The organism is Herbaspirillum sp. Her4, from assembly GCF_057961335.1.
The window spans coordinates 3,809,986-3,833,352 of record NZ_CM176330.1 but is presented as its reverse complement, the minus strand read 5'-3'; the positions used below and the strand labels follow the sequence as shown (position 1 = coordinate 3,833,352).

The window sequence follows — 23,367 nt, the reverse complement described above, 5'->3', positions numbered from 1 at the left end:
GCTGATCAGGACAAGGGCAAGGCGGTTAGCGGCGCGCGATGAGACCATTGGGACGAATCCAGAGAAAGAGTATCGACACGATCAGCACCGCGGCATAGCCAGCCGTCTGATCCAGCAGGTTGGCCGTGAGGCTCTGGGTGGCACCAATGATCCCGGTACCGGCCAGCAGGCCTGCCACGCTGCCGAAACCGCCGACGATGAGCACGAAGAACGCGTTGAGCAGATAGTCCAGCCCCATGTAGGGCTCGACCCGTACCAGCGGTGCCAGCATGACGCCGCACAGGCCGGCCAGCGTCACGCCCGTCACGAAGCTCAGGCTCGCCAGCCGCGTGGTATTGACACCGACCGCCCTGGCCAGGACCGGATTGCCGGTCATGGCGCGGATACGCGCACCAACCTGACTGCGGCCAAACCAGATTCCCAGCGCCAGCAAGCCCAGGAACACGCACGCCATCAGTTCGAGCCGATAGAGCGGATAGGCCAGCGTCCCCAGTTGCAGCGGCTGCGCGGCTGCCAGCGTCACGTTCTGGTATCCGGCACCGAAGGCTGCCTTGATCAGCTCACGCATCACGATCGACAGTCCCCAGGTCGCCAACAAGGTATCGAAGGGACGGCTGTAGAGCGTGCGGATCAGGTAGCGTTCCACCGCCCATCCGACCGTGGCGCAGACCACGATGGCCAAGGGCAAGGCCATCAGGGTCGGCAGTCCGCGTTGCTGTATGAAGACCACGCAGTAGGCTCCCAGCATGACGAACTCGCCATGGGCCATGTTCATCACCCCCAGCAATCCGAACACGATACCCAGTCCGATGGCTGTCAGCGCCAGGATGGAGAGCACGTAGAGCAGGTCCAGCCCCATCGTCGCCAGCGCGCTTGCAAGCATCGCAGTCATGGTGCTCAGACTTTGCAGCTCTGGCCGGCACCCACGGCGGGGAAGGTCTTGGCGATCTCAAAGCCGCTCGGTGAGGCACGCGCGACGAGGATATCCTCCACCACATGTCGCTGATGCATTTCCACCCGACCGCGCGGACCGTCGTAATGGGCCCCTTCGCTTGCGACATTGAAGGCAGGAACCGTAATCTTGCCCGCGCGTCGGGCCAGCTCCTCGAACATCAGGAATCCCTCGTAGCAGGATTCGGCCAGGCTGTTGAGTTGCGCATCCGGACCCTTGAATCGGGCCTGGTAGCGCGCCGCGAAGGCCTTGGCCGGTGCGGTCTGCAGGGCGGCAAAGTAACCGGCGGAGGAATACAGATTCTCGGCATTCTGCACACCGATACCGGCCAGCGTGTTTTCTTCGATCAGTGTCCCCAGACGGGTGATGCCGGCGGCCAGACCGAGGCCGGCGAAGGCGCGATTGAAACTCACCGAGGCCCCGCCCACCAGGGTGATGAGTACCGCGTCGGCGCCACTGGCCCGGATCTTGGCCAGGCTGGCATCGAAGTTGTCGACCGAGAACGGTACATATTCCTCACCGACCACGCTGCCACCGCTGCTGGCGATATGGGTGCGCGCAATCGCATTGGTCTCGCGTGGCCAGTTGTAGTCGTTGCCGATCAGGTACCAGCGCTTGAGTTTGCGTTGCTCGCTGAGCCAGGGGATCACCGGTGCCAGCTGCTGGGCCGGTGTTTCGCCGGTGACGTAGACGCCGGGAGAGCACTCCCCGCCTTCGTAGGAAGCGGTGTAGAAATACGGCACCTGGCCCCGCAGCATGGTGGTCAGTGCACCACGGACGGCACTGTCGTGCATGCCGACGAATGCACGTACGCCGGCACCCTTCCATAATTTGAGGGCAGTCTGCGTGGCGGCTTCCGGCCCGGCACCGGCGTCGCCGAAGAGCACCTCGATCTTTTGTCCGAGAATGCCGCCACGGGCGTTGATGTCATCCTGGGCGAGCAGGCAGCAATTCTTGCTGGATGGGCCGAACAATCCGGCCGGACCGCTTGCAGGAATCATGGCGCCGACCTTGAGTGTGTCGGCCGCGTGGGCGTTGCGGGCGGTCAGCGCGCCAGCCAGACCCAGTACGCTGCTGCTGGCCATGCCGGTGACGCCGAGTAAAGTGCGGCCGAGAAAAGTACGACGTTGCATGATGCGTTTCTCCGGAAAAATGAAAGGATGGACGAACGATGGAAACAAGACCTGCAAGCGACACCGGCCTAGCCAGGCTGCCGCGGCGGGGGCGGTATGGTGCCGAGGATCGCCTCCACGCAAGCGGCCACCTCCAGCAGGCGGCGGTCCCCACCGGCCGGACCATCCAGTTCCAGACCCACCGGCAGACCGCGGTCCGACAAGCCCAGCGGGATGCTGATGCCGGGTAACCCGGCAATACTGGCACCGTCGACATTGCGGGCGAACGCACCGAAGGTCGGGACGCGTTCTCCGTTGAGATCGACGCTGGCGTCCTCGCCGATGGGGCGGGCAGTGAGCGCGGTGGTGGGAAAGATCAAGGCATCGAGGCGCTTGCTGCGCAAGCAGTCGTCATAAAGTGCCTGGATCATCGCGCGCTCCTTGAGCGCTTGGCGATATGCCTGTTCCGGGACCGGCTGATCCATGGCGGCTTGAATGATGCCGGCCACGTCGGCGCTGCCCACCTGCTTCAATACGTCCAGCAAGGCTTGCTTGGCATCCGTGGCATGCAGATAAGCAGGAAGATCGACCAGAAACTCATACAGCACGATAGCGAACCCGGCGGCACCATTGAGTGCCTGCAGCGTCGGCAGTTCGACATCGATCAGCTCCACGCCAGCCTTGGCCAACCGCGCCAGCGCACTCTCGGCGGCAGCTTCTACCTGTTGCTCCAGGCCGACCCAGGAAGGGTTGCGCAATACACCCAGCCGCAATTGCCGGGGCGAGATAGCGCTCAGAGGCTGCGGCTCGCGGCTACCCGTCATGATCTGGTCCAGCAGGGCTACATCGGCTACGCTGCGCGCCATCGGACCGGGGGTGTCGCGCGTATGTGAAATCGGCACGATGCCCTGCTGCGAATAGCGTCCCGAACTCGGTCGCAGACCCACCACGCCACACAGTGCCGCCGGGATACGGACCGAACCGCCGGTGTCTGTGCCCACCGCGGCCGGTGCCAGTCGCGCCGCCAGCAGGGCGGCCGAGCCGCCACTGCTGCCGCCGGCAATCAGATTGAGGTCATACGGATTGCGGCATGGCCCGTACACGCCGTTGTTGTTGGTGATGCCGAAGGCCAGTTCGTGCAGGTTGGCCTTGCCTGCATACAACGCACCAGCAGCAAACAGGTGCGCTGCCACCGGCGCATGATGTTGCGCCACGTGCTGTCGCAACGACGCTGTGCCGCCCGTGGTGGCGATACCAGCGACGTCGATATTGTCCTTGATAGCCACAGGGATGCCGGCCAGCGCACCATGCCCACCACCATTATCGACCGCTCGCGCCTGCGCTCGCAGCAACGCGGGGTCGCGGTGCAGGTAGCAATTCAGATGTGCCTGCGCTTCGGTCTCAGCGATGAGTACATCGACATATTCCGTACAGGAGAAACGGCGATCGGCAAGTCCTTTTCGCACTTCGATCAGGGTCAGTTCCAGCAGGTCCATGAATTCATCCATTCACTAGTAAAGTGACTGGCCACGCTGGCAGGCAGTCCCCGCAAGCGTCACGCCCAGTCTCAAGGTGATGCGGGCCACAGCCGCGCCAATCAGAACTTGAATACGCTCTTGAGCCACAGGCTCTTGCCCTGTACCCGGTTCTCCACCCTGGTCTCGGTGAGGTACTTGAGTTCGAAGGAAGCGAAACTGGCCTGATAGAACAGACCGGGGCCGATTGCCAGCACCCGTCCCTTGTTGCCGTCGCTGCCCACTTTCACGCCGTTCTGTTCGTCGTTGGTGATCTGCTGGAAGTAATAGCCCTGCAAACCTGCCTTGAAGCTGGAGGTAAAGGCGTAACCGAAGTTGTAGTCGGCCTCGAAGTACTGACCGGATTTGTAGTTGGTGGCGTTGTTGCGGGTATTGAAGCTGTAGGTAAAGCGACTGGAAATATCGATGCCGTTGGCCGGTGCGTAGGTCCAGCCAAACTGTGGCCGAATGGTGGTGTAGTTCGAACCGATGTTGGCCAGCCGGTCCTTGTTGTACAAGCCGGTCGGTGCGACCAGCGCCATCAGGCCGTACCAGTGCCAGTCACCCTGATGCCACGCCACCAGCGAACCCACCTCCAGATCGCCCAGCCCGGTGCGACTGTCTGTGCGACCTGCGGCCTGGACCGTCTGGTCTACCAGCGGCAGCGCACCGTAGAAGCCCAGCAAGCCACCATAGACGTTGGTGTTGGTCATGTGGACGATCTTGAGGGCCGCCACATTGGCCTTGACGCTGAACCCAGGCACGGAGGAATTTCCATTACCGTCGTTGAAGCGGTCTCCACTGTAGTGGTTCAGAAACGCCAGGCCGTAGGTGCCCGGCGGCGGCAGCGCGCCTGCCATGAAGCCGTCTGCACCATTGGGTGTATTGCCGCCGCCGCCTTCCACGGCCAGCACAGCTGGAGACGCCAGCACCATGCCCGACCAGAACAATCCTTTCAACAGAATCTTGCGCATCACGTCACTCCCCTTTTTTGTCAATTGGTTGGTGGCAACTTGCCGCCAACGCTTCCCGCACGCACGCCGCACAAGCGAGCCAGTCGCAGCGCATCCCCCGGAGATGGCATCTCGCCCAGAGAAACAGCTCATCGGCTGAAGTGGAGAATAGGTCAGCGTAGCGTGCGCGCCTATCCACAAGAATGAGGATGCAGTGATGAGCCAAAAGGTCGTCTGCGCAAATGTCGCCATCGTGCCGCCGCGCATCGCTTGCTCCCTGCCATCGGCCCGAAATGCAGGCGAGATCGGTGCTTGCGGCCGGCGCGCAACATCTGCGGCATTGCGTCGTGACGGCAAACTCGGTAGCATGGACGCGCTGCAAATCCGGCTCGCGAGACGGCGGGCGAAGGAACCAGCAATAAATACGATTTAAATAATTTATAAAGTATGGAGACCGCGCGGCGACAGGATTGACTCCATGTCACTGCGTACCCAGTAGTCCCTTGTTCATCGATGATGTGAGAGCGTACCGGCGGCAAAGCGGATGTGGAATGCATCTTGCTTGATGGCAGGTCGCTTGCCTGCGTGCCACCTGTGGCGAAGACATCTGCATCCGAATGCGGCATCCACAGGTGCATGGCGGCGCGATCAGGTGCGGGCACGATGCTTTTTGGTGCGTGATCCGTGACGAGCAAGGGGCGACAGATGTGTGTTGAGGAGGGCACGACGCGTGTACATTTCGGCCGAGAAATTGCAGTTGCTTGAGCACATCATGTGGGGGCTCAATGGCTGCCACTCCAACCATGAAGTTCGCGAATTCCTTTCCCTGCCGCTGCTCCGGTTGCTGGAAGCGGATTACTTCGCGTCCTATACCTGGGATGATGACCGGCAGTGTTTCAATGACCGGGTATCGGTCAATATGGATCCGGCCAATCTGGCCAACTACGAGCACTACTATCAGTATCGCGATCCCATCACCCATCAGCTTCAGCGCCTAAGCGTACCGACCCTGGTCACACAGGTGATGCCGATGGAGCATCTGCAGCGCACCGAATTCTTTAACGACTTCCTGGCGCGCGACGGCTTGTGCTTCGGCATCAACATGTTTGCCTATGATGGCACCCGCAATATCGGCGACATCCGCATCTGGCGCGGCGCACGGAAAGAAAACTTCAGTCCGGCGGCGCTGCAGTTGCTGGCGCTGATCCAACCATCGTTCACCCACGCCTTGCAGCGGACCAAGCCGCGCCCGACAGTCTCGGCGGCCGGTGAAGTCGACCTCGCCGTCGTATCCCGACTGTCAGAGCGCGAACGCGATCTGGCCCGCTACATCTGCAGAGGGCTTTCCGACAAGGCGATTGCGCGTGAATTGCACATCGAATTCTCGACTGTACGCACCCATATCTCCAAGATCTTCAAGAAGCTCAACGTCAGCAACCGGACGCAACTGGTCAAGTGTCTGATCGAAGAACGCCAGACAAGCTGACGGGAACCTGACGCGCTGGCTTCAGTGCAGTCGGCCTCACGCGGAGCCGTATCAGCATTCCGCCGCCCCCCCGCTTTGCAGGCCCCCCCTGCGCCCCTTCGTCACTCGCCATCGGGCTGCATTACCCTGCCCATTTTCAGCTCGATCTCATTGTCCTCTTTGCTTTGGAGCGTAACGCCGACGTCCATGCTTGGCGGGCGCAGTCGCGCCATGTAGCAGCACTGCGTGCCATGAATTAATTTTTTAGTGTCTCATTGCTCAATACACTGTTACCATTAGCGATACTCTACTTTTTGATACAGCGCGACGTTCTCTTAAAAGGAGCAGTGATGTTCACACATCTGAAGATAGCCAAGCGGCTTGGCTTGGGCCTTGGGCTGGTTCTGGTGTTGTCTTGCATGACCACTGGCGTCGCGTTATGGAATCTACAGACATTGAGCGACGCCTCCTCGGCCATGATGAAGAAACCCCTGATGAAAGAGCGGCTCAGCAGCGACTGGTATCGGGCCATCGAATCCGGGATCATGCGCACTACTGCCATCGCCAAAAGCAGCGACAACTCACTGACGGCTTTTCTTGCTACCGAAGGGCCCAAGAAATCAGGGGATTTGCAAGAACATATCGGCAGCCTGCTCGACACCGATGAAGAACGCGCCCTGTTTGAGAAGATCGGCGTCCAGCGCAAGCGTTATCTGGCGGCGCGGGATCGGGTCAATCAGCTGAAGGCTGGCGGCCAGGCCGAGCAGGCGCTCAAGACACTGGAAAATGAATACGTTCCGGTGGCCAAAGACTTCCAGCAGCTCATGCAAGCCTTTCTCAACGTCCAGCGCCAGCAGATCGACAGCATCAATATCGAGATTGAACGCACGGCAAAGCAGAGTCGTCGGCTGCTCTTGATTCTGGAGGGCCTGGCCATCCTGCTGGCGGCCATCGTGGTGCATCTGCTGGCGCGTTCCATCATCGGCCCGCTGACCGAGGCGGTCCGGGTCGCGGACCGGGTCGCCCGGGGCGATCTGACGGCCAACCTTCAAGTGGACCCACGGGACGAGGTCGGCCAGTTGATGCAATCGCTGCATTCGATGACGCTCAATCTACGCGAACTCATCAGCAAGCTGCGTATCAGTATCCACGGGATTGCCATCGCCTCGGCCGAAATCGCCACCGGCAACCAGGATCTTTCGATACGGACCGAGCAGCAGGCCTCTTCGGTGGAAGAAACCGCGGCCGCCATGGAACAGATCGCCACCACCGTCAAACGTAACGCGGAACACGCCCGACGTGCCGACCAGACCACGGCCATTGCTTCCAGTGCGGCCTCGGCTGGTGGTGAGGCGGTAGCGCGAATGATACGGACCATGGAGACCATCAATGCTTCGTCCCAGAAGATCTCCAGTATCATCGGCGTCATCGATGGCATCGCCTTCCAGACCAATATCCTCGCACTCAATGCTGCAGTAGAGGCCGCACGTGCCGGTGAACAGGGACGCGGCTTTGCCGTGGTGGCCACGGAAGTGCGCAGTCTGGCCCAGCGTTCGGCGGCCGCGGCCAGGGAAATCAAGGAATTGATTACCGATTCGGTACTCAAGGTCAATGCAGGCACCGCGCTGGTACAGGAAGCCGGCAAGACCATCCACGGCATCGTGGTGAGCGTGGAAAGCGTCGCCGCCATCATTGGCGATATCAGTTCCTCCGGTCAGGATCAGGCAAGCGGGATCGCCGAAGTCAGTGACGCCATCAACCTGATCGACGACGTCACGCAAAAGAATGCCGCCTTGGTGGAACAAGCCATGGCAGCAGCGGCCGCCATGAAGGATGAGACGCGTAGTTTGACGGGCCTCATCAGCATCTTCAAGCTCGAGGGCAGTAGCGAGACCCCTGTACTGGAGGATGCGTCCGGCCGCCCGGTCAAGCCCTCACTGGCACTGCAGTATTGAGCGTTCAGACGCGGCTGGACTGTCAGGTCTGCGGTCGCTCAAGCAATGAACGAATGGAGGGATAGTCGTACAGTTCGTCCCCCATCGCCGAGATCGTGTCGGCGCGTACGCCCGGCGACGGCAGCCTTGCCAAGCCCGCCCTTGCCAGTGCGTCCAGTGCGCGGCGCAGCATGTGACGCGACTGCGCCACCTCGGCTTGCGGCCACCCGCGCGCCCGCGCCATGTTGTACAAACCGACCGGTCCGCTGGTGAGGCCATGTCCTATGGCGCGCCCCAGAAGCCTTAGTTCGTCCCGACGGGTATAGGTAAAGCGTCGGTAAGCCTGGGTGCCGCGCAGGTCCACGCTGCGCGTGGACGTCTGAAGAGACCAGCGGGGATCGTCCTGGGGCGGGTTGTCGAGGGCCGAGGGCGGCGGCCCGGAGAGGATGCGTTTGTTGTCGGCTTTGGTCACCCGTACCTCGCCGGTCGCAGCCGTAAAGACGGCACCGCCGGTGACACCCGCGGTGGCCGCCCCGGCCATCGGGGCAGGTTGCAGTTGTTGGCTATCGCCCGCGACCTGCAGACTGTCGATGTTGGTGAGGGTATCGAGGATCGGCAGGCTCGTACCGGTCGAGATTCCCCCTTGGAAAGCCTGTACATACCGCTGGATGATCTGGGCTGACTCGCCCGGTTTGCGCAGGCGTGCGCGGCGATTGCACTTTTCAAGGTAAGACAGATCGTCCAGACAGCGACCGATCAGGCCGTCTGCCGGGAGCTGGCGCCAGTGTTCCATGTCGAACGATTCAAAGTCGTCGATCTCACGGGTGGCGATGGCGATTTCCCCAGCCAGCTCGGCGCTGCGTCGCTGCAGCACCGCCAGCGGTCGTTGGCGGCTGCCGCCTGCGGCAATCTGGCGTTCAAGCTCCAATTGTTCCTTGATCAGCGTGGCGAACGCGTCTTCATACACCTCCCTGATCGCCGCCACGCGTATCTCCGGTTGGGTGATGAAGGATTGGCGCAAAGCGGCTTCATTGACGTCCGCTGCAGTGAGTTCCGAGAAGTGGCGCTTTGCCGCCTGCGGCAGCAGGAAATCGCCCCATTTCACATTGGCGCGCAGATTATAACGGTGCCGGTTACGCCGCTCATCCAGATAGCCGGCCGCCCATTGCAAGGGAATGGTCGCGCCAAGGATGGCCGGACCGGCAATCTGGCCGGCCACGGGCACGGTCGCCGTGATCACTGCCCCGCTCACGCCGATGCCGTTGACGGCCATGCCCCAGGCCTTGCTGTAGGTCTGGGTGCGATTGAGACCGATGCGCCGCCGGTAGCTACGGTCGATCAGCTCGTGCAAGTCCCTGAAGGCAGAGACCAGGCCGGCCAATGCTGCGGAATGATCGTCTCCATCGACCACTCGCTCGAACTGCGTGATCGCCTGTTCCAGCGCCTGGCGACGGGCCGCGGCCCTGTGCAGGATCTGGCCCATGTCCGAGCTCTTGTCGATCTCCGGCCTGACCACCGGCTGTCCGCCGGCACGCTTGAACGACTCCTTGATATCGGTGAACGTGCGCAACCGCCCCGTGACGAACGGATTGATCAGGTTGGGCGGGAGTTCATGCGCGAGTATCTTGAATACCTCCGCCAGGACCTTGAGCGCTGCACCACTCCCGGGCAACTCCGATACACCCAGGCTGATCAGTGCGGCGGCTGTACTGACCACACGCCCGGCAACGCTGTGCAGGCCCTCATAACGTCCGGCAATGCTGATGCCGCGCAGATATCTGGCGACGTCGATATTGAGCGCCTCCATCATGTGCGCGGTGGCCACGTCGGTGAGCAGCGTACGGGAATAGTTCTCCGGATGGTGCCGGAGTTCTGTGAGCAGATCGTCAATCGGCTGCTGATACAGGCGCTGTAGCGTCTGGCGCTCCTCGCTGGACTTTGGCAGGCGTGGCAGGAATTTAGCAAGATTGCTCTTGGGGAAATAAATTTCGGCGGCTCGCCGCAGTTTGATCGCTGCCACCGCATGGTCCAGGTCCAGCTGGCGATCGATGGCATGTTGATACTCCAGCAGCAGCTCACCGCGCCGCGCAAGCTGCAGCAGCTCCGGGGACACCCTCGGAGCGCTGTCGGCACGCGGTGCCTGGCTGTCGATGAGGCTGATATGGTCAAGCTCGCTGTCGGCGATCTCCTCGGAGGGTGGTGCCACGCACCCTTGTGGCAACGGTGCCGAAGCAGTCCTGCGCACCTGCGCCAGCAAGGCCGCAGCTGCGCGCCGGTCGGACATGATGCGTTGTGAATGACCACGTTCCTCTTGGTCGGCGGCCGCTAGCTGTGGTTGAGCGCCGCCGTCGGCCGGCGCAAGCGCACGTGCCAGCGGCGGCGGTAGCGGTAATTCAGAGACCGCAGGTAGGTGGAAAGAAGTGGAAGCGGTTTTCATGGGACGTGTAAAAGACTTGCGATGGGACGCATGGGAACAGCCGACTGCGGCCGTCGATGTATTCGACGTGCCGCTGGCGGCCAATGCGCTTGCCCTACGGGGAACGACAGCTGGCCATCACGGCCGAATTCCGGTCAGCCGTTACCGGCGGCGAATTTGCTTGCGTTGTCGATGCGCTGCTGTAATTGCGCCTGCGTATGCCGGGCGCTGCGGGCGCTGTATTCGATCATCGCGCGCTTCACGACCGCCGTGGGCAAGGCGAACATCGAACGGCCAATCGACTTCAATCCTTGCACAACAAGACCTGGCTGGAAGCCGACGCGAGGCGTTTTGCCGAGTTTGGCGTCTTCGCGCATCTCGCTGCGCTGGGTGATCTTGTCGTTGACCAATGCACCGCTGGAGAAGGCACCGGCCACGCCGATGAGGGACATGACCGAGGCGATGGCATAGCGGCCACCGTTGCTGACCACCGGTGCGGCTGCGGCTGCTACGGTGGGGGCGGCCGCCAGTACGGGGGCCAGGCTGTTCACCGGAGACGGGGCCTGGGCCAGCACTTGTACGGCACGGCGGTGCGCCTCGGTGGACTCTGCCTGGATCATCCGTATCAAGGCCGAAACCACCAGCGGCATGTTACTGCCGGCAAACACCATCTGGAACTGGGCCCCCACTCGCTGCGCCACCTGCGGAATGAAGTCCGACGGCAGACGCATGCGGACCCATGCTGTGCGCAGGGCGGTCTCCCATTCGTGCTTGCCGTCGACGCTGCGCAACAGGATCGCGCGATTTTCCGGAGAGACATCTAGCCAGTTATCTTTCTGGACATGCTCCTTGTCCGCCTTCGCCTGCGCCAATTCTTCATCCAGGGCCGCATAGCGCTGCCGCGCACCTTCCATGGTGTCGAGCTTGCGCTCTTGGACGGCGAGCGCCCTGCCCTCGCCTGCCTCGGGGTCTGCACTGGCGGCAGCCAGTCTGCGCCACTCATGCGGATTCATGCCGAGCATGTCGGCCATCTGCTGCTCCAGATACTGGATCTGCAGGGACAGGTACTCCTTGAATTGGCCCAAGGCGACCGCCTCGCCTCGAGTCCATTGGCGCGGAACATCGCTTAGGTCGAGATGTTCCGTTGAGAGTTCTTGCAAGCGCAGTTGGCCCTGCTCCAGTTGCGTCTGCTGCTCGGGCCGGATCAACCGGGTCGAACGCAAGGTGGCCAGGAGGGTATCGCTTTGCTTGGCCAGCTGTCCTTTGGGCCCGGCCCAGAATTGTTGCAGGCCCATGGTCAGTACTGCGGTGCCGATCTGGATATAGGCCGAGAGGTGTGAATTGGCCGTGGCCGTACCGCTGATCTGCCCGGCCAGCGTGCCCGCCACGCGCAGGACACGATTCCATGCCAGGTAATACTGGCTGACGTAGTTGAGTTCGGTGACGTCCTTGCGCACCTGGAATTTGTTCTGTAACTGTGTGTGCTGCTGCATCAGGCCAATCGCCTGCTCACCGTCCTGCTGCATTTGCGCGACCTGCGCGTCCCAGGCCGGCGAACCTTTCTCCAACGTGGCCAGTGCCTGGCTATGTTCTTCCATACGTTTGGAAGACAATTCCATCTGGCGGGTGACGTCGATGAGCTGCTGCCGGGTCTCGGGATAGAGTGGTGCCCGCATTTCCTTCGAGCGTGCTGGCTGCCCCTTGGCGCGCATCAGCTCCTGGCGCGCCACCATGGGAATCTGAATGGCCGCATTGATCATCGGCGTAATCAGCGAGAAGCCCACCTGCATGCACAGGTTCACCAGCGCATAGTGGACCGGATGGTTCTTGAGTTCGTCGCGCGGGACCGAGGCGGTATAAATGGAGGGCAGCACGGAAAGGAAATTGCCCAGCTGGCTGCTCATCGCGTACACCGTACCCGAACCGACCCAGCCTCCCTTGAACACTCCACCCACCACTGCCTTGAATTCCTCCGGCGTGATGTGTTGCATCTGCAGATAGAGTTCCTGCGCGCGGGTCCAGTCCTGCTGCGCTTGTGGTCTGCCTAGCTGCGTTTGCTGTTCCCTTACGAATGCAAGTGCCTGCTCGGGATTGACCGGCCGACTCTTCACCTGCAGATAGTTGTCCAGGATCTGCCGCAGTTCGATATCGCCGGCATGCGCAGTTTCGGCTGCTGAAGCCAGTGGCAGGACCGCCAGTTCCTGCACTGCAGGTGCTTGTTGCTGAACGATCTCCCGCAAGCTGGCTGGTGGCGGTGTCAGGCTGATGCTGATGGCTGGCACCGGTCCAGCCGGGGTTGACGTCGATCCTGATTCGCGAGTCGGCGACAGGGTGTCGACCTCCGTGATTTCCGATGTGATGTGCATGATATGTTCCGTAATCAAGGCTAGTGCGCTGGCTTATGCTGCGCTAAAGAGCCGGTGTTGGGTCTTGGATCTGGTGCGAGTGGCACTTTCCAGGAAATGATTCTGCTGCCATTGCCTTGCTTCGGCGGCATAGTGGACGAAGGCATTGACCAGTTTGGGCGCATCGATCTGCGACAGTTCGGCGCGTCCCATCAGCATGGCGTGGCCGGTCTCAAAGTTGACCGAGAAAGTCGGTGTTCCCACGCCGAACATCAGCAGATTGCATTCCAGCAGACGCTGCAGGATATCGGCGCGGTCGGCGTTGTCGGGGATGGGGCCGAAGTCGCAAAAATAGGCGAGGCTGCCCTCCTCCATGGCCGCACCATCCATCAGGGTGAAATTGATGCCATCGATTTCCAGGTGTGCATGCTCGGCCACTCCCTCCGGAGGAAGGGTGTTGGCAAGCCGCGAGATGTCGGCCACCAGCGTGCGAAAGTCAGTTTCTTTCATTGAGGTCTTTCGAAGTTGACCACGGATTGAGTCCGCTGTTGTGTTCTGCGTGTCACACAGATGTCAGCTTCTTTCGTTAAAAATGTCGATAGCGAGCGACTCCGTGCACAGTCATGGGTCACCATTGCTGTGACCACAGTTCCACTCATCACGGCATGTTTATCGCGATCTGCCGGGCAGTTCACAGGGTGACAGGGGCGTAGCGCCGCCGATGGTCTCGCGTGAGCGCCATGGGTGCGATGAGAGAAATATAAAAAAGATGTGCCTGATAGAACCTGCTTCCGGGGAACTTGGTATAAACCAGCAGTTTCAGATAGCAGGAAAAGAAAAAGCCCAGTGACGCATTGCGCGTCCTTCGTGCGTGCGAATGCGATGGCATTGCGCCATCGTTGTAATGCCTGCGCAATTTTTTGCCGGCACGATGCGGACGGGGGAGCGACCCCGCCCGTCATGGCCAGGTGTCAGCGCTTGCTGGTCAGCATCTCATGCAGTTCGATGCGGTTATAGGCAATGCGCAAGGCATCGCGCGGATTGATCCGCTTCTTGGCGATCAACTGGATCAGGACATCGTTGAGCGTGCGGGACATATTATCTTCCTTGCGCTTCATGAAGTCGCCGATGAGCGGCAGCTTTTCCGGATCCATGATGAAGGGCGCGATCTGCTGGTTGTTGTTGAACACCATCTCGCTGGCCATGACGTGTTGTTCGCCATCTTCGGAAGGCAGCAGGCTCTGGAAGATGACCCCGATCAGGGAATCCGCCAGCGATGCCGCCCGCTGAGTCCGCTGATCGGGCGGAAAGAAACTGAGTAGCTTGGTAATGGCGCGCACTGCACTGCTGGTATGCAGCGTGGCCAGGACGAGGTGGCCCGATTCGCCGGCATGCAGGACCGTGTCGGCAGTCTCGAAGTCGCGAATTTCTCCGACCATCAAGACGTCGGGTTTCTGGCGCAGGGCTTCGCGCAGACCGCTGGAAAAACTCCCGGTATCGGTGGGCACCTCTTTTTGAGAGATGATGGATTGCTTGCGTTGAAGTTCGTATTCGATGGGTTCTTCGATCGTGACGATATGCGCGTGACGGGTGGCGTTGATGTACTCCAGCATGGAGGCCATCGTGGTTGTCTTGCCCGCCCCCGTGGGGCCCGTGATGAGGATGAGGCCCTTGGTGACATCCAGGATGGTCTTGATGTAAGGCGGCAATCCGGTGTTCTCCAGCGCCATCGGCTCCAGTGGGAAGCGGCGGATCGAGATCGCCACCCGGGTGCCGCGCGCCATGCGGAACACATTGCAGCGCAGACGCCAGCGGTCAAGGATGAACGGAGAATCGATCGCCTTGTCGATGATCTTGTCTTCCCAATCCTCGTCGATTGCGTTGAGCAGAGGTTGCATCTCCCCGAGCGTCACGGGGAAGTCGCCACAAGCCTGCCAGCCACGGGGCGTCTTCAGCATCAGTGGCTCGTCCTGCTCGATATGGATATCAGAGAACGTCTTTTGGTTATTCAGCAGCAGGAGCAGTTCTTGCTGCAGATCTCGCGCAAAGGAGGAGTTGTTTGCCATTCGGTCACCTGGGTAGATCATGATTTATTGAGCAACCGGAGAAACATTATTGCCTTGTCTGTCCAGTTTTGGCATTGAACCACTAGGGATGAAGCCATTGTTGAGCCCCGGAGGATCGAATGAAATTGCTCTATATTAATAATTGAAGTATACCTTCCGTTGAATGACGAGATGTTCAAGAATTCTCAACGATTTGACAACCGAAATCTGGAATATCCATCGACGTAGAGATGGCATAACACAGCTTGAATCGCGAAATGAAAATAGCATGCTATCTACGTAACCCGGCTGTATATGTCCAAGTGAAGGAAGCACTAATGCGAGCTGGCCTCGAGCCGGTGCATTTCACGACGGAGACTGATCTCTTGCGCTCGCTGCGGCGCAGGGGATTCAGCCTGATCATCATCGATATCACCGTTGCCCCCGGAAGTGACGATAATATCTTCTCCTGGCTGAACTACCGAAGCGGCGATCGGACCCCGACCCTGGTCTTGTCACCTACCCGTAGCGCCGAGCTGGCTGCGCTGACACTGGACAGCGGGGCTGACGACTTTCTGGTTCGTCCTTTCGAGGTCATTGAGTTTACTGCGCGTGTGAATGCCCTCATCCGGCGCTCGGCACCGGCCGCGAGCCGGCGCACGATTGAATATGCGGGATTTTCCCTGAACCGCGAATCTACACGATTCAGCTATCAGGGAACACCGATCAACCTGACGCCGCGCGAATTCAGCATGGCGTGGCTGTTCTTTTCCTCTCCCGGGGTCTACATCTCGCGCGAGACCATCGGTGCCGTGATCTGGAGCACCGACAGTGAAATCGCCGGCCGTACCATCGAACAACACGTCTACAAACTGCGCAAAAAACTGCAGATCGACCCTGACCGGCCGGTGGTCATGATCCGCACCGCCTACAACCAGGGATATCGATTGGAATTATGCAAGGAGCTCGCGCCCGGTCTGCACGCCGCAGACCCGGACGACTATCTTCCCGCTTGAACCAGCGCTTCGCTCGGGATATTGCGATAGACCCGCCGCGCATATTCGATTCTCAACTTGGGATTTCTGGCGTTATAGGCACCGACCGCCTCCCAGGTCGGTCCCATTCGCTGCATGTTCTGGGACAGGATCCATGCGCCGACCTGCAGATTCACACAGGGGTCCTTCAAGCGGGACTCGTCGATCCCGTACTTCTTCAGTGTAGGCAGCCAGGCGCTGTTGATCTGCATGAGCCCGATGTCGTAGGAGCCGTTCTTGTTCTGGTTCCTCGCCAGAGGATTGAGATTGGATTCGGTTTTGGCGATCGCATACAGCAGATGCACGTTCACGCCGTACCAGTTGGCCACCTGCTCCCAGCAGGCATGCGCCAGGCCGCAGCTTGACGCCAGCAGCGTGCCGGCCAGCAGGTTACGCCAGAGGCGGCGCGCGAGGAGCGCATGCGCGGCAGCGCGCCGATCAAGGTGAATAGGTACCGTTGGCATATCTAAAAGTCTTGTCCTGGTAGCAAATGAGGGGCGTGGCGTTCTGGTCCATCAGGATCGTGCCGATCGGAAACTTGATGAAGGGATTGCCATCGTCGTCAATTGCGTTGTAGTTGCAGGGATCATGAGGGTTCGCGGAGTCGTACAACTGGATACGCGGCGAATGCATGCCGCCCCTCGAGTTGACGTTGCCCTGGGCGTAGATGTTGTCGGCGTTGATGTTCTTGCCGACCGCGAGGTTGATGCCAACGGTCATGTTGCGACCTGCGCTCATATCGTTGCCGGCTCCGACGTTGCCTTGGCTATTAATGTCACCAGTGGCGCTGATGGTTCCCCCGGAGGTGATGGACTGGCTGGCGGCCAGCTGGCTGGCATCGAGGGTGCCGGGTACGGTCATGTTGCCCTGCTGGTCCACCGCCAAGGCTACCCACTTGGTGCCATCATAGGTAAATGCACGATTCAGCCCGGTGACCATGCGCACATCGCCGGCCAAATTTCCTGAACTGGGCAGCCCCCCCCCAGCTGGCCACCGGCTCGCGCCATTGTGATGAGGTCGACCAGCGGCCATTGCTGGCGCAAGTGATCAGGTTGCGCGTGGCGCTGTCGATGGCGATTCCCGCCTCTGCCACGCCGGCCGCATTCAGGCAGGACGCGCCGCTTTGCGTCAGCGCCGCCGCCGCAAACCGCACAGGCGTATTCATGCGGTTCAGCTCGGGCCGCCCCGGGACCGCGCTACGGTACAGAAAATCCGTGGAGAGTTGTCCCGGCCCATCGTAGAAGACGCTCGACACCAGATGGCCACCATCGGCGGCACCGCCGCTTAATGCCGGGGCACCGCTGCAGGCCACTGAACGATAGGGATCGGTGGCGATGCTCCAGGAGGCACCGCGCGCCACCCCGGGATTGGCGGCCGTAATGTAGCCGCTGCCGATGCCGGCATTCATGGAGACGGCGGCGATCTCGCGGTCGGGGATCTTGTTGCCCCCGCTGGTGATCACTAAGGCATCGAACTGCCCGGGATGACCTACCGGATCCGGCTGGCGCACCAGGATGCAGGGAATCTGCCCATAGGGGTTGCTGGTGGCCATCCCGCTGGCTACCAGCTTGGCGGCTTTCAGGTCGGCCAGGCCGACGGCGACTACTGTACTGGCCGTGGGGGTGGCGCTTTGCAAGGACTGGTTGTTAATACTGAGATATTTCGTTGCAGCCGCACTGATCTGCGACTGATAGTAGGCGGTCTGCGTGCCCTTGAGATCATCGATGGAATCGTCGATCAGGTGCGCCAGACCCAGCAGGATCATCGAACCGATGACCAGTGCGCCGAGTACTTCAATAATGGCGAAACCGCGCTGCGGACGGGTACGTGAGGCAGGATGAGGCATGGGATCGGCTCCGGGAAGAAATGGCGCAGGCCGGGCTGCACGAACAGCGGCAACAACTGGGCAACGGGAGGTCAGTCTGGGGACTGGCGGTGCGCTTGCTTCATTGGGTCATGGCGATCCATAGCGGAGAACCATCTGGAATGGCTCTGCCAGCCAGCGCGGTGACCGGAATGCCGGTATCGCCGAAGACACCCGATTGCAGTGTGCTTTTGCCGGTCCGATAGACGCCGACCAGCACGGAATCGCCGGACAGCTGGGCGAGATCGGCAAGAATGTTGATCGAGGGTAGCGACGTTCCGTAGACATAAATGATTCCGTCCTGATCACGGTAGTTGCTCCAGATAAGCCGGTCGCTTTGCTGATAGAGCAGCGACCAGCTCGGCAAAGCGCGTGCGCTTTTAAGGGCCTCGATGGAGACGCTTGTGCCACGCAGGTCGTTGGCACTGAAATAGTCGATGACCGCCTGGCGGTACAGGGCCATCTCCGAGGCCGTTTCCCGGCAGAGATTGGACTGGACCACGGCCAGTTGCTGACTGCTGGTGCTGCAATAAAAGCCACCCGCCGCGATCATTACCAGTGCCACGATGAGGCCCCACATCGCTCTGTCCTTTCCTTGGTCGACATCAGCGTCACCGGGTGATGCGCGTTCCTGCATCAACCCGATGATCAAACCATCCGCCTCGCTGGAGGCATGGGCAGCAGCGGCTTTCAGGACGCGGTAAAGGTCACCGAATTGCCAGCTGCCGAATTCACCGTGCATAGCGCATTGGCATTGCTCACCGTCGCCGGGAAGGTGGTGATCGGACTGTTGCCCCCCTGGTCGATCTGGGTCCAGCCGCTGGCACCGCTGATCATGCTCACGCATACATCCTGCGGTACTGCGTTGTAGGTGATGGTAAAGCCGGTGCTGGTTCCAACGATGGTCACCGCCCCACCCCAGCTGTTGCTCAAGGTGGTATTGGTCGGACGTGCCAGGGTGTTGGGGATGGCATTGGCCAGCAGCAGGCTCGGCACCAGCGAGGACGTCGGATAGCTCTGGCCAATATAGAGCTTTCTGACGGCGGTCCGGATGGCCACGACCTCTTCGGTCATCTGGTTGGCCTTGGCGCTGCCGAAGGCGCCTGTGAGCAAGGAGACCGCGCCCAGTACCACAATGGCCGCAATGCCCAGGTAGGCAATGCCTTCCAGCAGCGACGCCCCTTGCTGTCGCGCCAGCAGGCTATCTGAACGGATGGCCAGATGGTCATTTTTGCTATGGATGTGTTTACACTTCATCATGCTTTCCTTGTCTGGTAGTTCAATGGACACTTCGCGTTAGTGCTGCAATTTCCTGCTGGATGCCGAAAAATCCGGTCACGAGCCAGCCAATGACCAAGGCCAGGGTAATGATGGAAAAACCGTTCAATACCTTCATCCTCAGCGAGATGGCCTCCACTCCCTGCTCCATCCATTCATCTGCCAGAAGCTTGAGCGCTTCTGCAAATCCTTTGTATTCTGCGTAGACGCACAGATCATCGATGACCTCCTTGGATGGGAACTGATACCCGGCATTGCGAAGTGCTTCGCCACAGTTCAGGCCCGAACGTACCCCCAGCAAGGCACCATCCAGTCGTTCCCGCAACCAGGGTTGTGCCATCGCCGACAGGCGCAGCAGCGACTTCTCCACCGTCACGCCGGCCGACTGCAAGGCCGAGAACGCGGTAAGGAATCCGCATCCGACCATCAGGCGATAGATTGAATAAGGCGGCAACTGGTCCACCAGGATGCGCAGCGAACCGGTCCAGCGGCTCATCGACAGCGCCAGGGCGACCAGCAGTACCAGCAGGCCCAGCACGGCGTAAGCCATCCACTGCTGTACCCACAGCGACATCAGGTACAGCGACCTGGCCGCACCATGCCAGCCGGAGGGATCGATCATGCGGGTGAACTCGGGGATAACCCGCGTCCCGAAGAGGTAGATGTAGACAATCACCAGCGCCAGCACCGATAACGGATAGGCCAGTCCGCCGAGAATCACCCCCTTGATCTTCTTGCCCGCCTGCACCACGCTCACCACCGCCATGAGCGTGTGCTCCAGCTTGCCTGACTGTTCACCGGCCATGATGATCATCTGCTCGGAGCGCGGCACCCACCATTCCAGTCCCTCGGCCAGCAGACGCCCGTTCTGCACCATGCGCCGACAGTCATCCAGGACGATGGCCAGCGGCTCACCCGGCTTCTTGCCATGTTCAGAGGCGCGGTCACGCAATTCTTCCAGGATCTTGAGCAAGGGCAGTCCATGCGAGAGCATCTTGGCGATCTTGCGGTACAGGCTCAACCTGACCGTGGCCGTAAATTGGGTCCGTGCCCACCAGCGATTGAGATCACGCAGCACCGTCGGCCTCCACCACGTGCAGGTGATTTGCGGCGGTCGCCGCCGCCCCCTGGAAATAACCGACCACCTTTTCCGCCATGGCCGGATCGATCAGACCGGCCACCACCTTTTCGAGTGCATGATCGGCGATGCTCCTGCCACCCAGCAATTCCTTCCAATGCCGCCACGCCTGACATTTCTCTCCCATCCGTAGATGGCGGAAAAAAATCTCGTCCGGCACGATGACCTCGGCAACGACGGTCCGTCCGATCGTGCCGCGATGCGAACAGAGTTCGCACCCCGGGCCGGAGACGAAGACGTCCTGCAGACGATCCGGGATCACCTTGCGCAAGCGCGCCAACAAGGCCGCCGACACCCGATCCAGGTGCGCCAGCAGTGGTTGCTTGCAATGCGGGCAGAGCTGCTTGACCAGACGCTGACTGATCAGGCCAGTGATGACCGTGTGGTCAAGCACCATGCTCTGCTGCAAGCCCAGATCGACGAGACGGTCCACGATGGCAAGGGCACTGTTGGCATGCAGGGTGGTCCAGATCTGGTGGCCTGTCATCGAGGCGCGCAAGGCATTCTGGGCCGAAGCCCGGTCGCGGATCTCACCGATCATGATGGTGTCCGGATCGAGCCGCATGGCATTTGAGATGGCCGCCGAGAACAGGCGCGAGCGTTCCTCTTCGGTGTGGGCATTGGTCACCGTGGTCTGAACCGCGCCTTCGATCGGGTATTCGACCGGATCTTCGATGGTCAGTACGTGCAGTTTCCCCTCACTTTCCAGAATCTGCCCGCTAAGCACACGCTGCAGCGTGGTCGACTTGCCCGAGCCAGTGGGTCCGCTGATGATGTTCATGCCGATGGGCTGTTCCTTAAGACGTTGCAGGTCGCTCACCTGCTGGGCAGAAAAGCCCAGCGAGCCCAGATCCAGGTTCTCGCCCACATCGTTGTACAACAAGCGCAGTACCATCACGCTGCCCTCGTTGGTCGGCACCGTGGCGATACGCACCCCATACAGCTCCGGCGGCAGCTTGTCACGATCGGCGATGCTGGCATCCTGGCGTTCGGTCGGTTTGTAGGAACTGTCGGATACCGAGGTCATGGCACCATACAAGGTCGCCAACAAGCGCTCACCGTATTCACGGGTTTGCCCGCCGACCGGCAACAGATCGTTGTGAATGCGAAAAAAGATCTCCGTACAATTTTTCCGCACCCGCAGGTGGATGTCCGAGGCCCGCACCCGGCAGGCCTTGTTGAGCATTTCCTTGGCCGTGACCTGCATCATCGAGTGTTCTTGATTGCGCTCGGCCTGGATCGGCAATCCATTGCTGTTGATGCGGCGGATCAGCTCGATGCTGGCCTGCACTTCCCTGAAGGGATGGCCCATGCGCTCCAGTCGTCCGCGGTAGGACAGCACATGCGGATTGAATGCCTGACCGGCCGCCACTAGCAGCCTGCCATCTCCCAGCAGACATAGCAGTTTCTTCTCTTCCGGTCGCGCCTCCAGGCTGCCGGCATTGCTGAGCAAGCCCAGTCCACAGAGCGCCTGAAGATCGTCGAGTCCAAGTGTGGCCTGCCCCTTGCCCGCTGCCTGGCCTTCCTGCCGTTCGGCATGCTGGATCATCGCGCAGCACTCCTGGCTGGCGCAGCTGGCATACCCAATGCAGTGCCAGCGTAAGCGCCGTTGAAGCCCACGCTCTGCGGTACATAGGTCCCCAGGCGGATACGCTGATTGGACTTGGATATCACCACGACCTCACGAGGCGTTACCGAGACCACTTTCATGCCATTGGACAGGGTATCTCCCTGTTGGACATCGACGATGCTGCCGTCACTAAGCTGCAGGGTGGCGAAAATCTTGCTGCCCACGCCTTCGATGGCGCGGATCACCGGGTCGCCCACCACCACGGGCTGCGTGATGGCAGCCGTCATGCTTTGCTTCATGGCAATTTCATTCTGTCGCGTAACGATGTTGGACTGGATCTCCAACTGTCGCTCACGGGCCTTCAATACCAGGGTTTCCGCTTCGATCCGCGTGAGGCTCTCGGAGACATTTTCCGCCGAGGCCGACACCACATGCAGTGCCGTGGCTGCGACCCAGATCAGTGCCAGATTATTTTGCATAGATCGTTCCCTCCAGAGACCACTCGGCCCCGTGATAAACAAGTTTTTCGACCCGGACGCCCGGGCGGTTGAGCATGGTGGCGATGTCGGTCGGTGCCATGCCATGGGCATTGATGGAAAAAAGGTAAGAGCGCCATCCCGGCTGCCACTGCTGTTGTTGCGGCTGTTGCTGCGCCTGCAGCTTCAGCGGCGCTACCGCGCTCACCTTCATGGGCAAACCGATGGCCTGGAAGCGCGACATCAGCCCTTCGAGGGTTGGCTGGGCCTGGCCCAGTGCATCGTTGTCACCGCTGGCCATCGACAAGGGACGGACGTAGCTGGCCTTGTCGCCACCGGCATCGACAATAGCTGCCGGCACCTGGGCCCGCAGCAGGGCGATGGTCGAATCGCCGCGCAGCCAGCTGTAGCTCTGGCGCTCGGGTGTGCAGAGGTAGCTTTCAAGCTGCCAGCCGCCTGCGGTCAGATGATCGAACTGATTCATGCAGGTCCTCACCATCACTGGCGGCAACGGGATGTGCGACCAGGGGTGAGCGGCAGCCTGGGCATCGCGCTCGATCTGTGCGCGCGCACGGGCGATGGCCTGTTCGTTTTCGTGTTCGGCCAGCTTTTGCTGGTAATAGCGCCAGCCCAGCCATCCGCCTGCGACCACCGCCAAGACGACGGCGGTACCCACTGCAGTGGGCAGCCAGGCTGGCAGACCGTCAATCTGATACAGGCGCCACCACTTGTGCACGCGAATGCTGCCGTCCTTCTTGCGCGGGATCAGGGTGGCGATGGTGCGCGCGTTGAAATTGTGGAAGCCCATATCGGCCAGCTCGGGCTCCCCAATGACCACATTCCAGCCCCCCAGCGCATAGTCGGAGTGCAGTCGGTCCAGCACCTCCTCCTTCTCGCCGACGAAGTCGCCGTTGGGCAGGAAGTTGGCGTCGCGCACAGCCAGGTACAGCCACTTTCCGTCCGGGAGCATGAACGCCCCAAGCCAGTTGTGGACCGCCTGCTGCTCACCATCGTAAAAGGCCCCCTCGATGGCCAGCGTCTTGGAAACAATCGCCGCCAGGGAGAACATCCCACAACGCCCCCCCTCCCGGCTATGCGCAAAACCGGCCTGGGCGGTGGAGTGGTCCATGCGGATGACCAGCAGATCGGAATCGATCTTGCGGCCGAGATCGATGGCCTCCTTCTTCAGTTCGCGTGGACGCGACAGGGACTGCCAGAAAAGTCCGCAGACGAACCGGTGCTTTTCTATCTGGGTGACATAGCTCGCCATG

The 23,367-nt window shown here is 60.8% G+C and carries 21 protein-coding genes; 4 read left to right on the top strand and 17 right to left on the bottom strand.

The genetic code is table 11. The features are described 5' to 3' along the window. Positions 1-25: 25 nt before the first annotated feature. From ACWFUC_RS17405 to ACWFUC_RS17390, 4 genes are all read right to left on the bottom strand, one after another. Positions 26-892 (bottom strand): branched-chain amino acid ABC transporter permease, encoded by an 867-nt coding sequence (locus ACWFUC_RS17405; RefSeq protein WP_489622769.1) that lies wholly within the window; start codon positions 890-892, stop codon positions 26-28. A gap of 5 nt (positions 893-897) precedes the next feature. Further along, the gene (locus ACWFUC_RS17400) at positions 898-2,085 is read right to left on the bottom strand and encodes a substrate-binding domain-containing protein (protein ID WP_489637223.1); all 1,188 of its coding nucleotides are present in this window, start codon (positions 2,083-2,085) and stop codon (positions 898-900) included. A 68-nt stretch (positions 2,086-2,153) separates the two neighbouring features. Beyond that, complete coding sequence (iaaH, locus tag ACWFUC_RS17395; protein ID WP_489622767.1) at positions 2,154-3,560, bottom strand: indoleacetamide hydrolase; 1,407 nt, start codon at positions 3,558-3,560, stop codon at positions 2,154-2,156. A 101-nt stretch (positions 3,561-3,661) separates the two neighbouring features. Further along, the gene (locus ACWFUC_RS17390; RefSeq protein WP_489625555.1) at positions 3,662-4,552 is read right to left on the bottom strand and encodes a SphA family protein; all 891 of its coding nucleotides are present in this window, start codon (positions 4,550-4,552) and stop codon (positions 3,662-3,664) included. Positions 4,553-4,748: 196 nt separating this feature from the next. On the opposite strand from ACWFUC_RS17390, the gene ACWFUC_RS17385 reads away from it, so the two are divergent. From ACWFUC_RS17385 to ACWFUC_RS17375, 3 genes are all read left to right on the top strand, one after another. Next, positions 4,749-4,964 carry a hypothetical protein gene (locus ACWFUC_RS17385; RefSeq protein ID WP_489622766.1) on the top strand — a complete coding sequence of 72 codons (216 nt, stop codon included), beginning with the start codon at positions 4,749-4,751 and terminating at the stop codon, positions 4,962-4,964. 318 nt (positions 4,965-5,282) lie between these two features. Continuing rightward, positions 5,283-6,017 (top strand): response regulator transcription factor, encoded by a 735-nt coding sequence (locus ACWFUC_RS17380; RefSeq protein WP_489637222.1) that lies wholly within the window; start codon positions 5,283-5,285, stop codon positions 6,015-6,017. A gap of 329 nt (positions 6,018-6,346) precedes the next feature. Then, a complete protein-coding gene (locus ACWFUC_RS17375) occupies positions 6,347-7,951 on the top strand; it encodes a methyl-accepting chemotaxis protein (protein WP_489625554.1) in 1,605 nt (534 codons plus the stop codon). A gap of 22 nt (positions 7,952-7,973) precedes the next feature. On the opposite strand, the gene ACWFUC_RS17370 is transcribed toward ACWFUC_RS17375, so the two are convergent. The 4 genes from ACWFUC_RS17370 to ACWFUC_RS17355 form a co-directional block, all read right to left on the bottom strand. After that, positions 7,974-10,367 (bottom strand): hypothetical protein, encoded by a 2,394-nt coding sequence (locus tag ACWFUC_RS17370; protein WP_489622764.1) that lies wholly within the window; start codon positions 10,365-10,367, stop codon positions 7,974-7,976. 134 nt (positions 10,368-10,501) lie between these two features. Next, the gene (locus ACWFUC_RS17365) at positions 10,502-12,553 is read right to left on the bottom strand and encodes a hypothetical protein (protein ID WP_489637221.1); all 2,052 of its coding nucleotides are present in this window, start codon (positions 12,551-12,553) and stop codon (positions 10,502-10,504) included. Positions 12,554-12,745: 192 nt separating this feature from the next. After that, positions 12,746-13,201, bottom strand: coding sequence for a CesT family type III secretion system chaperone (locus tag ACWFUC_RS17360; protein ID WP_204725561.1), 456 nt, complete (start codon positions 13,199-13,201; stop codon positions 12,746-12,748). Between the two features lie 461 nt (positions 13,202-13,662). After that, a complete protein-coding gene (locus ACWFUC_RS17355; RefSeq protein ID WP_204725560.1) occupies positions 13,663-14,757 on the bottom strand; it encodes an ATPase, T2SS/T4P/T4SS family in 1,095 nt (364 codons plus the stop codon). Positions 14,758-15,074: 317 nt separating this feature from the next. Here ACWFUC_RS17355 and ACWFUC_RS17350 point away from each other — a divergent pair, with 317 nt between their 5' ends. After that, positions 15,075-15,752 (top strand): response regulator transcription factor, encoded by a 678-nt coding sequence (locus ACWFUC_RS17350; RefSeq protein WP_259435131.1) that lies wholly within the window; start codon positions 15,075-15,077, stop codon positions 15,750-15,752. On the opposite strand, the gene ACWFUC_RS17345 is transcribed toward ACWFUC_RS17350, so the two are convergent. From ACWFUC_RS17345 to pilO2, 9 genes are all read right to left on the bottom strand, one after another. Next, on the bottom strand, positions 15,737-16,234 hold the full coding sequence (locus ACWFUC_RS17345; RefSeq protein WP_489622763.1) for a lytic transglycosylase domain-containing protein: 498 nt from the start codon (positions 16,232-16,234) through the stop codon (positions 15,737-15,739). The genes ACWFUC_RS17350 and ACWFUC_RS17345 overlap by 16 nt on opposite strands. Beyond that, complete coding sequence (locus tag ACWFUC_RS17340) at positions 16,209-16,709, bottom strand: hypothetical protein (protein WP_489637220.1); 501 nt, start codon at positions 16,707-16,709, stop codon at positions 16,209-16,211. Before ACWFUC_RS17340 ends, ACWFUC_RS17345 begins: the two co-directional genes overlap by 26 nt. Further along, positions 16,675-17,616, bottom strand: a complete 942-nt coding sequence (gene pilV / locus ACWFUC_RS17335) for a shufflon system plasmid conjugative transfer pilus tip adhesin PilV (RefSeq protein WP_489637219.1) — start codon at positions 17,614-17,616, stop codon at positions 16,675-16,677. The genes ACWFUC_RS17340 and pilV overlap by 35 nt, the downstream gene beginning before the upstream one ends. A gap of 100 nt (positions 17,617-17,716) precedes the next feature. After that, the gene (gene pilM / locus ACWFUC_RS17330) at positions 17,717-18,376 is read right to left on the bottom strand and encodes a type IV pilus biogenesis protein PilM (RefSeq protein WP_489622762.1); all 660 of its coding nucleotides are present in this window, start codon (positions 18,374-18,376) and stop codon (positions 17,717-17,719) included. Continuing rightward, the gene (locus ACWFUC_RS17325; protein WP_489637218.1) at positions 18,325-18,894 is read right to left on the bottom strand and encodes a type 4 pilus major pilin; all 570 of its coding nucleotides are present in this window, start codon (positions 18,892-18,894) and stop codon (positions 18,325-18,327) included. The genes pilM and ACWFUC_RS17325 overlap by 52 nt, the downstream gene beginning before the upstream one ends. Before the next feature lie 19 nt (positions 18,895-18,913). Next, a complete protein-coding gene (locus tag ACWFUC_RS17320) occupies positions 18,914-19,990 on the bottom strand; it encodes a type II secretion system F family protein (protein ID WP_204725555.1) in 1,077 nt (358 codons plus the stop codon). Then, positions 19,980-21,599, bottom strand: a complete 1,620-nt coding sequence (locus ACWFUC_RS17315; RefSeq protein WP_204725554.1) for an ATPase, T2SS/T4P/T4SS family — start codon at positions 21,597-21,599, stop codon at positions 19,980-19,982. Before ACWFUC_RS17315 ends, ACWFUC_RS17320 begins: the two co-directional genes overlap by 11 nt. Continuing rightward, complete coding sequence (gene pilP / locus ACWFUC_RS17310; protein ID WP_204725553.1) at positions 21,596-22,099, bottom strand: type IV pilus biogenesis protein PilP; 504 nt, start codon at positions 22,097-22,099, stop codon at positions 21,596-21,598. The genes ACWFUC_RS17315 and pilP overlap by 4 nt, the downstream gene beginning before the upstream one ends. Next, complete coding sequence (gene pilO2, locus ACWFUC_RS17305; protein WP_209585032.1) at positions 22,089-23,366, bottom strand: type 4b pilus protein PilO2; 1,278 nt, start codon at positions 23,364-23,366, stop codon at positions 22,089-22,091. The genes pilP and pilO2 overlap by 11 nt, the downstream gene beginning before the upstream one ends. Position 23,367 lies beyond the last annotated feature (1 nt).

Excerpts from the sequence above, each read along its gene's own strand:
- ACWFUC_RS17405 (WP_489622769.1), bottom strand. The coding sequence starts at position 892 with ATGACTGCGATGCTTGCAAGCGCGCTGGCGACGATGGGGCTGGACCTG.
- ACWFUC_RS17400 (WP_489637223.1), bottom strand. The coding sequence starts at position 2,085 with ATGCAACGTCGTACTTTTCTCGGCCGCACTTTACTCGGCGTCACCGGC.
- iaaH (WP_489622767.1), bottom strand. The coding sequence starts at position 3,560 with ATGGACCTGCTGGAACTGACCCTGATCGAAGTGCGAAAAGGACTTGCC.
- ACWFUC_RS17390 (WP_489625555.1), bottom strand. The coding sequence starts at position 4,552 with ATGCGCAAGATTCTGTTGAAAGGATTGTTCTGGTCGGGCATGGTGCTG.
- ACWFUC_RS17385 (WP_489622766.1), top strand. The coding sequence starts at position 4,749 with ATGAGCCAAAAGGTCGTCTGCGCAAATGTCGCCATCGTGCCGCCGCGC.
- ACWFUC_RS17375 (WP_489625554.1), top strand. The coding sequence starts at position 6,347 with ATGTTCACACATCTGAAGATAGCCAAGCGGCTTGGCTTGGGCCTTGGG.
- ACWFUC_RS17370 (WP_489622764.1), bottom strand. The coding sequence starts at position 10,367 with ATGAAAACCGCTTCCACTTCTTTCCACCTACCTGCGGTCTCTGAATTA.
- ACWFUC_RS17360 (WP_204725561.1), bottom strand. The coding sequence starts at position 13,201 with ATGAAAGAAACTGACTTTCGCACGCTGGTGGCCGACATCTCGCGGCTT.
- ACWFUC_RS17355 (WP_204725560.1), bottom strand. The coding sequence starts at position 14,757 with ATGGCAAACAACTCCTCCTTTGCGCGAGATCTGCAGCAAGAACTGCTC.
- ACWFUC_RS17350 (WP_259435131.1), top strand. The coding sequence starts at position 15,075 with ATGCGAGCTGGCCTCGAGCCGGTGCATTTCACGACGGAGACTGATCTC.
- ACWFUC_RS17345 (WP_489622763.1), bottom strand. The coding sequence starts at position 16,234 with ATGCCAACGGTACCTATTCACCTTGATCGGCGCGCTGCCGCGCATGCG.
- ACWFUC_RS17340 (WP_489637220.1), bottom strand. The coding sequence starts at position 16,709 with ATGGTCACCGGGCTGAATCGTGCATTTACCTATGATGGCACCAAGTGG.
- pilV (WP_489637219.1), bottom strand. The coding sequence starts at position 17,616 with ATGCCTCATCCTGCCTCACGTACCCGTCCGCAGCGCGGTTTCGCCATT.
- pilM (WP_489622762.1), bottom strand. The coding sequence starts at position 18,376 with ATGCACGGTGAATTCGGCAGCTGGCAATTCGGTGACCTTTACCGCGTC.
- ACWFUC_RS17325 (WP_489637218.1), bottom strand. The coding sequence starts at position 18,894 with ATGATGAAGTGTAAACACATCCATAGCAAAAATGACCATCTGGCCATC.
- ACWFUC_RS17315 (WP_204725554.1), bottom strand. The coding sequence starts at position 21,599 with ATGATCCAGCATGCCGAACGGCAGGAAGGCCAGGCAGCGGGCAAGGGG.
- pilP (WP_204725553.1), bottom strand. The coding sequence starts at position 22,099 with ATGCAAAATAATCTGGCACTGATCTGGGTCGCAGCCACGGCACTGCAT.
- pilO2 (WP_209585032.1), bottom strand. The coding sequence starts at position 23,366 with ATGGCGAGCTATGTCACCCAGATAGAAAAGCACCGGTTCGTCTGCGGA.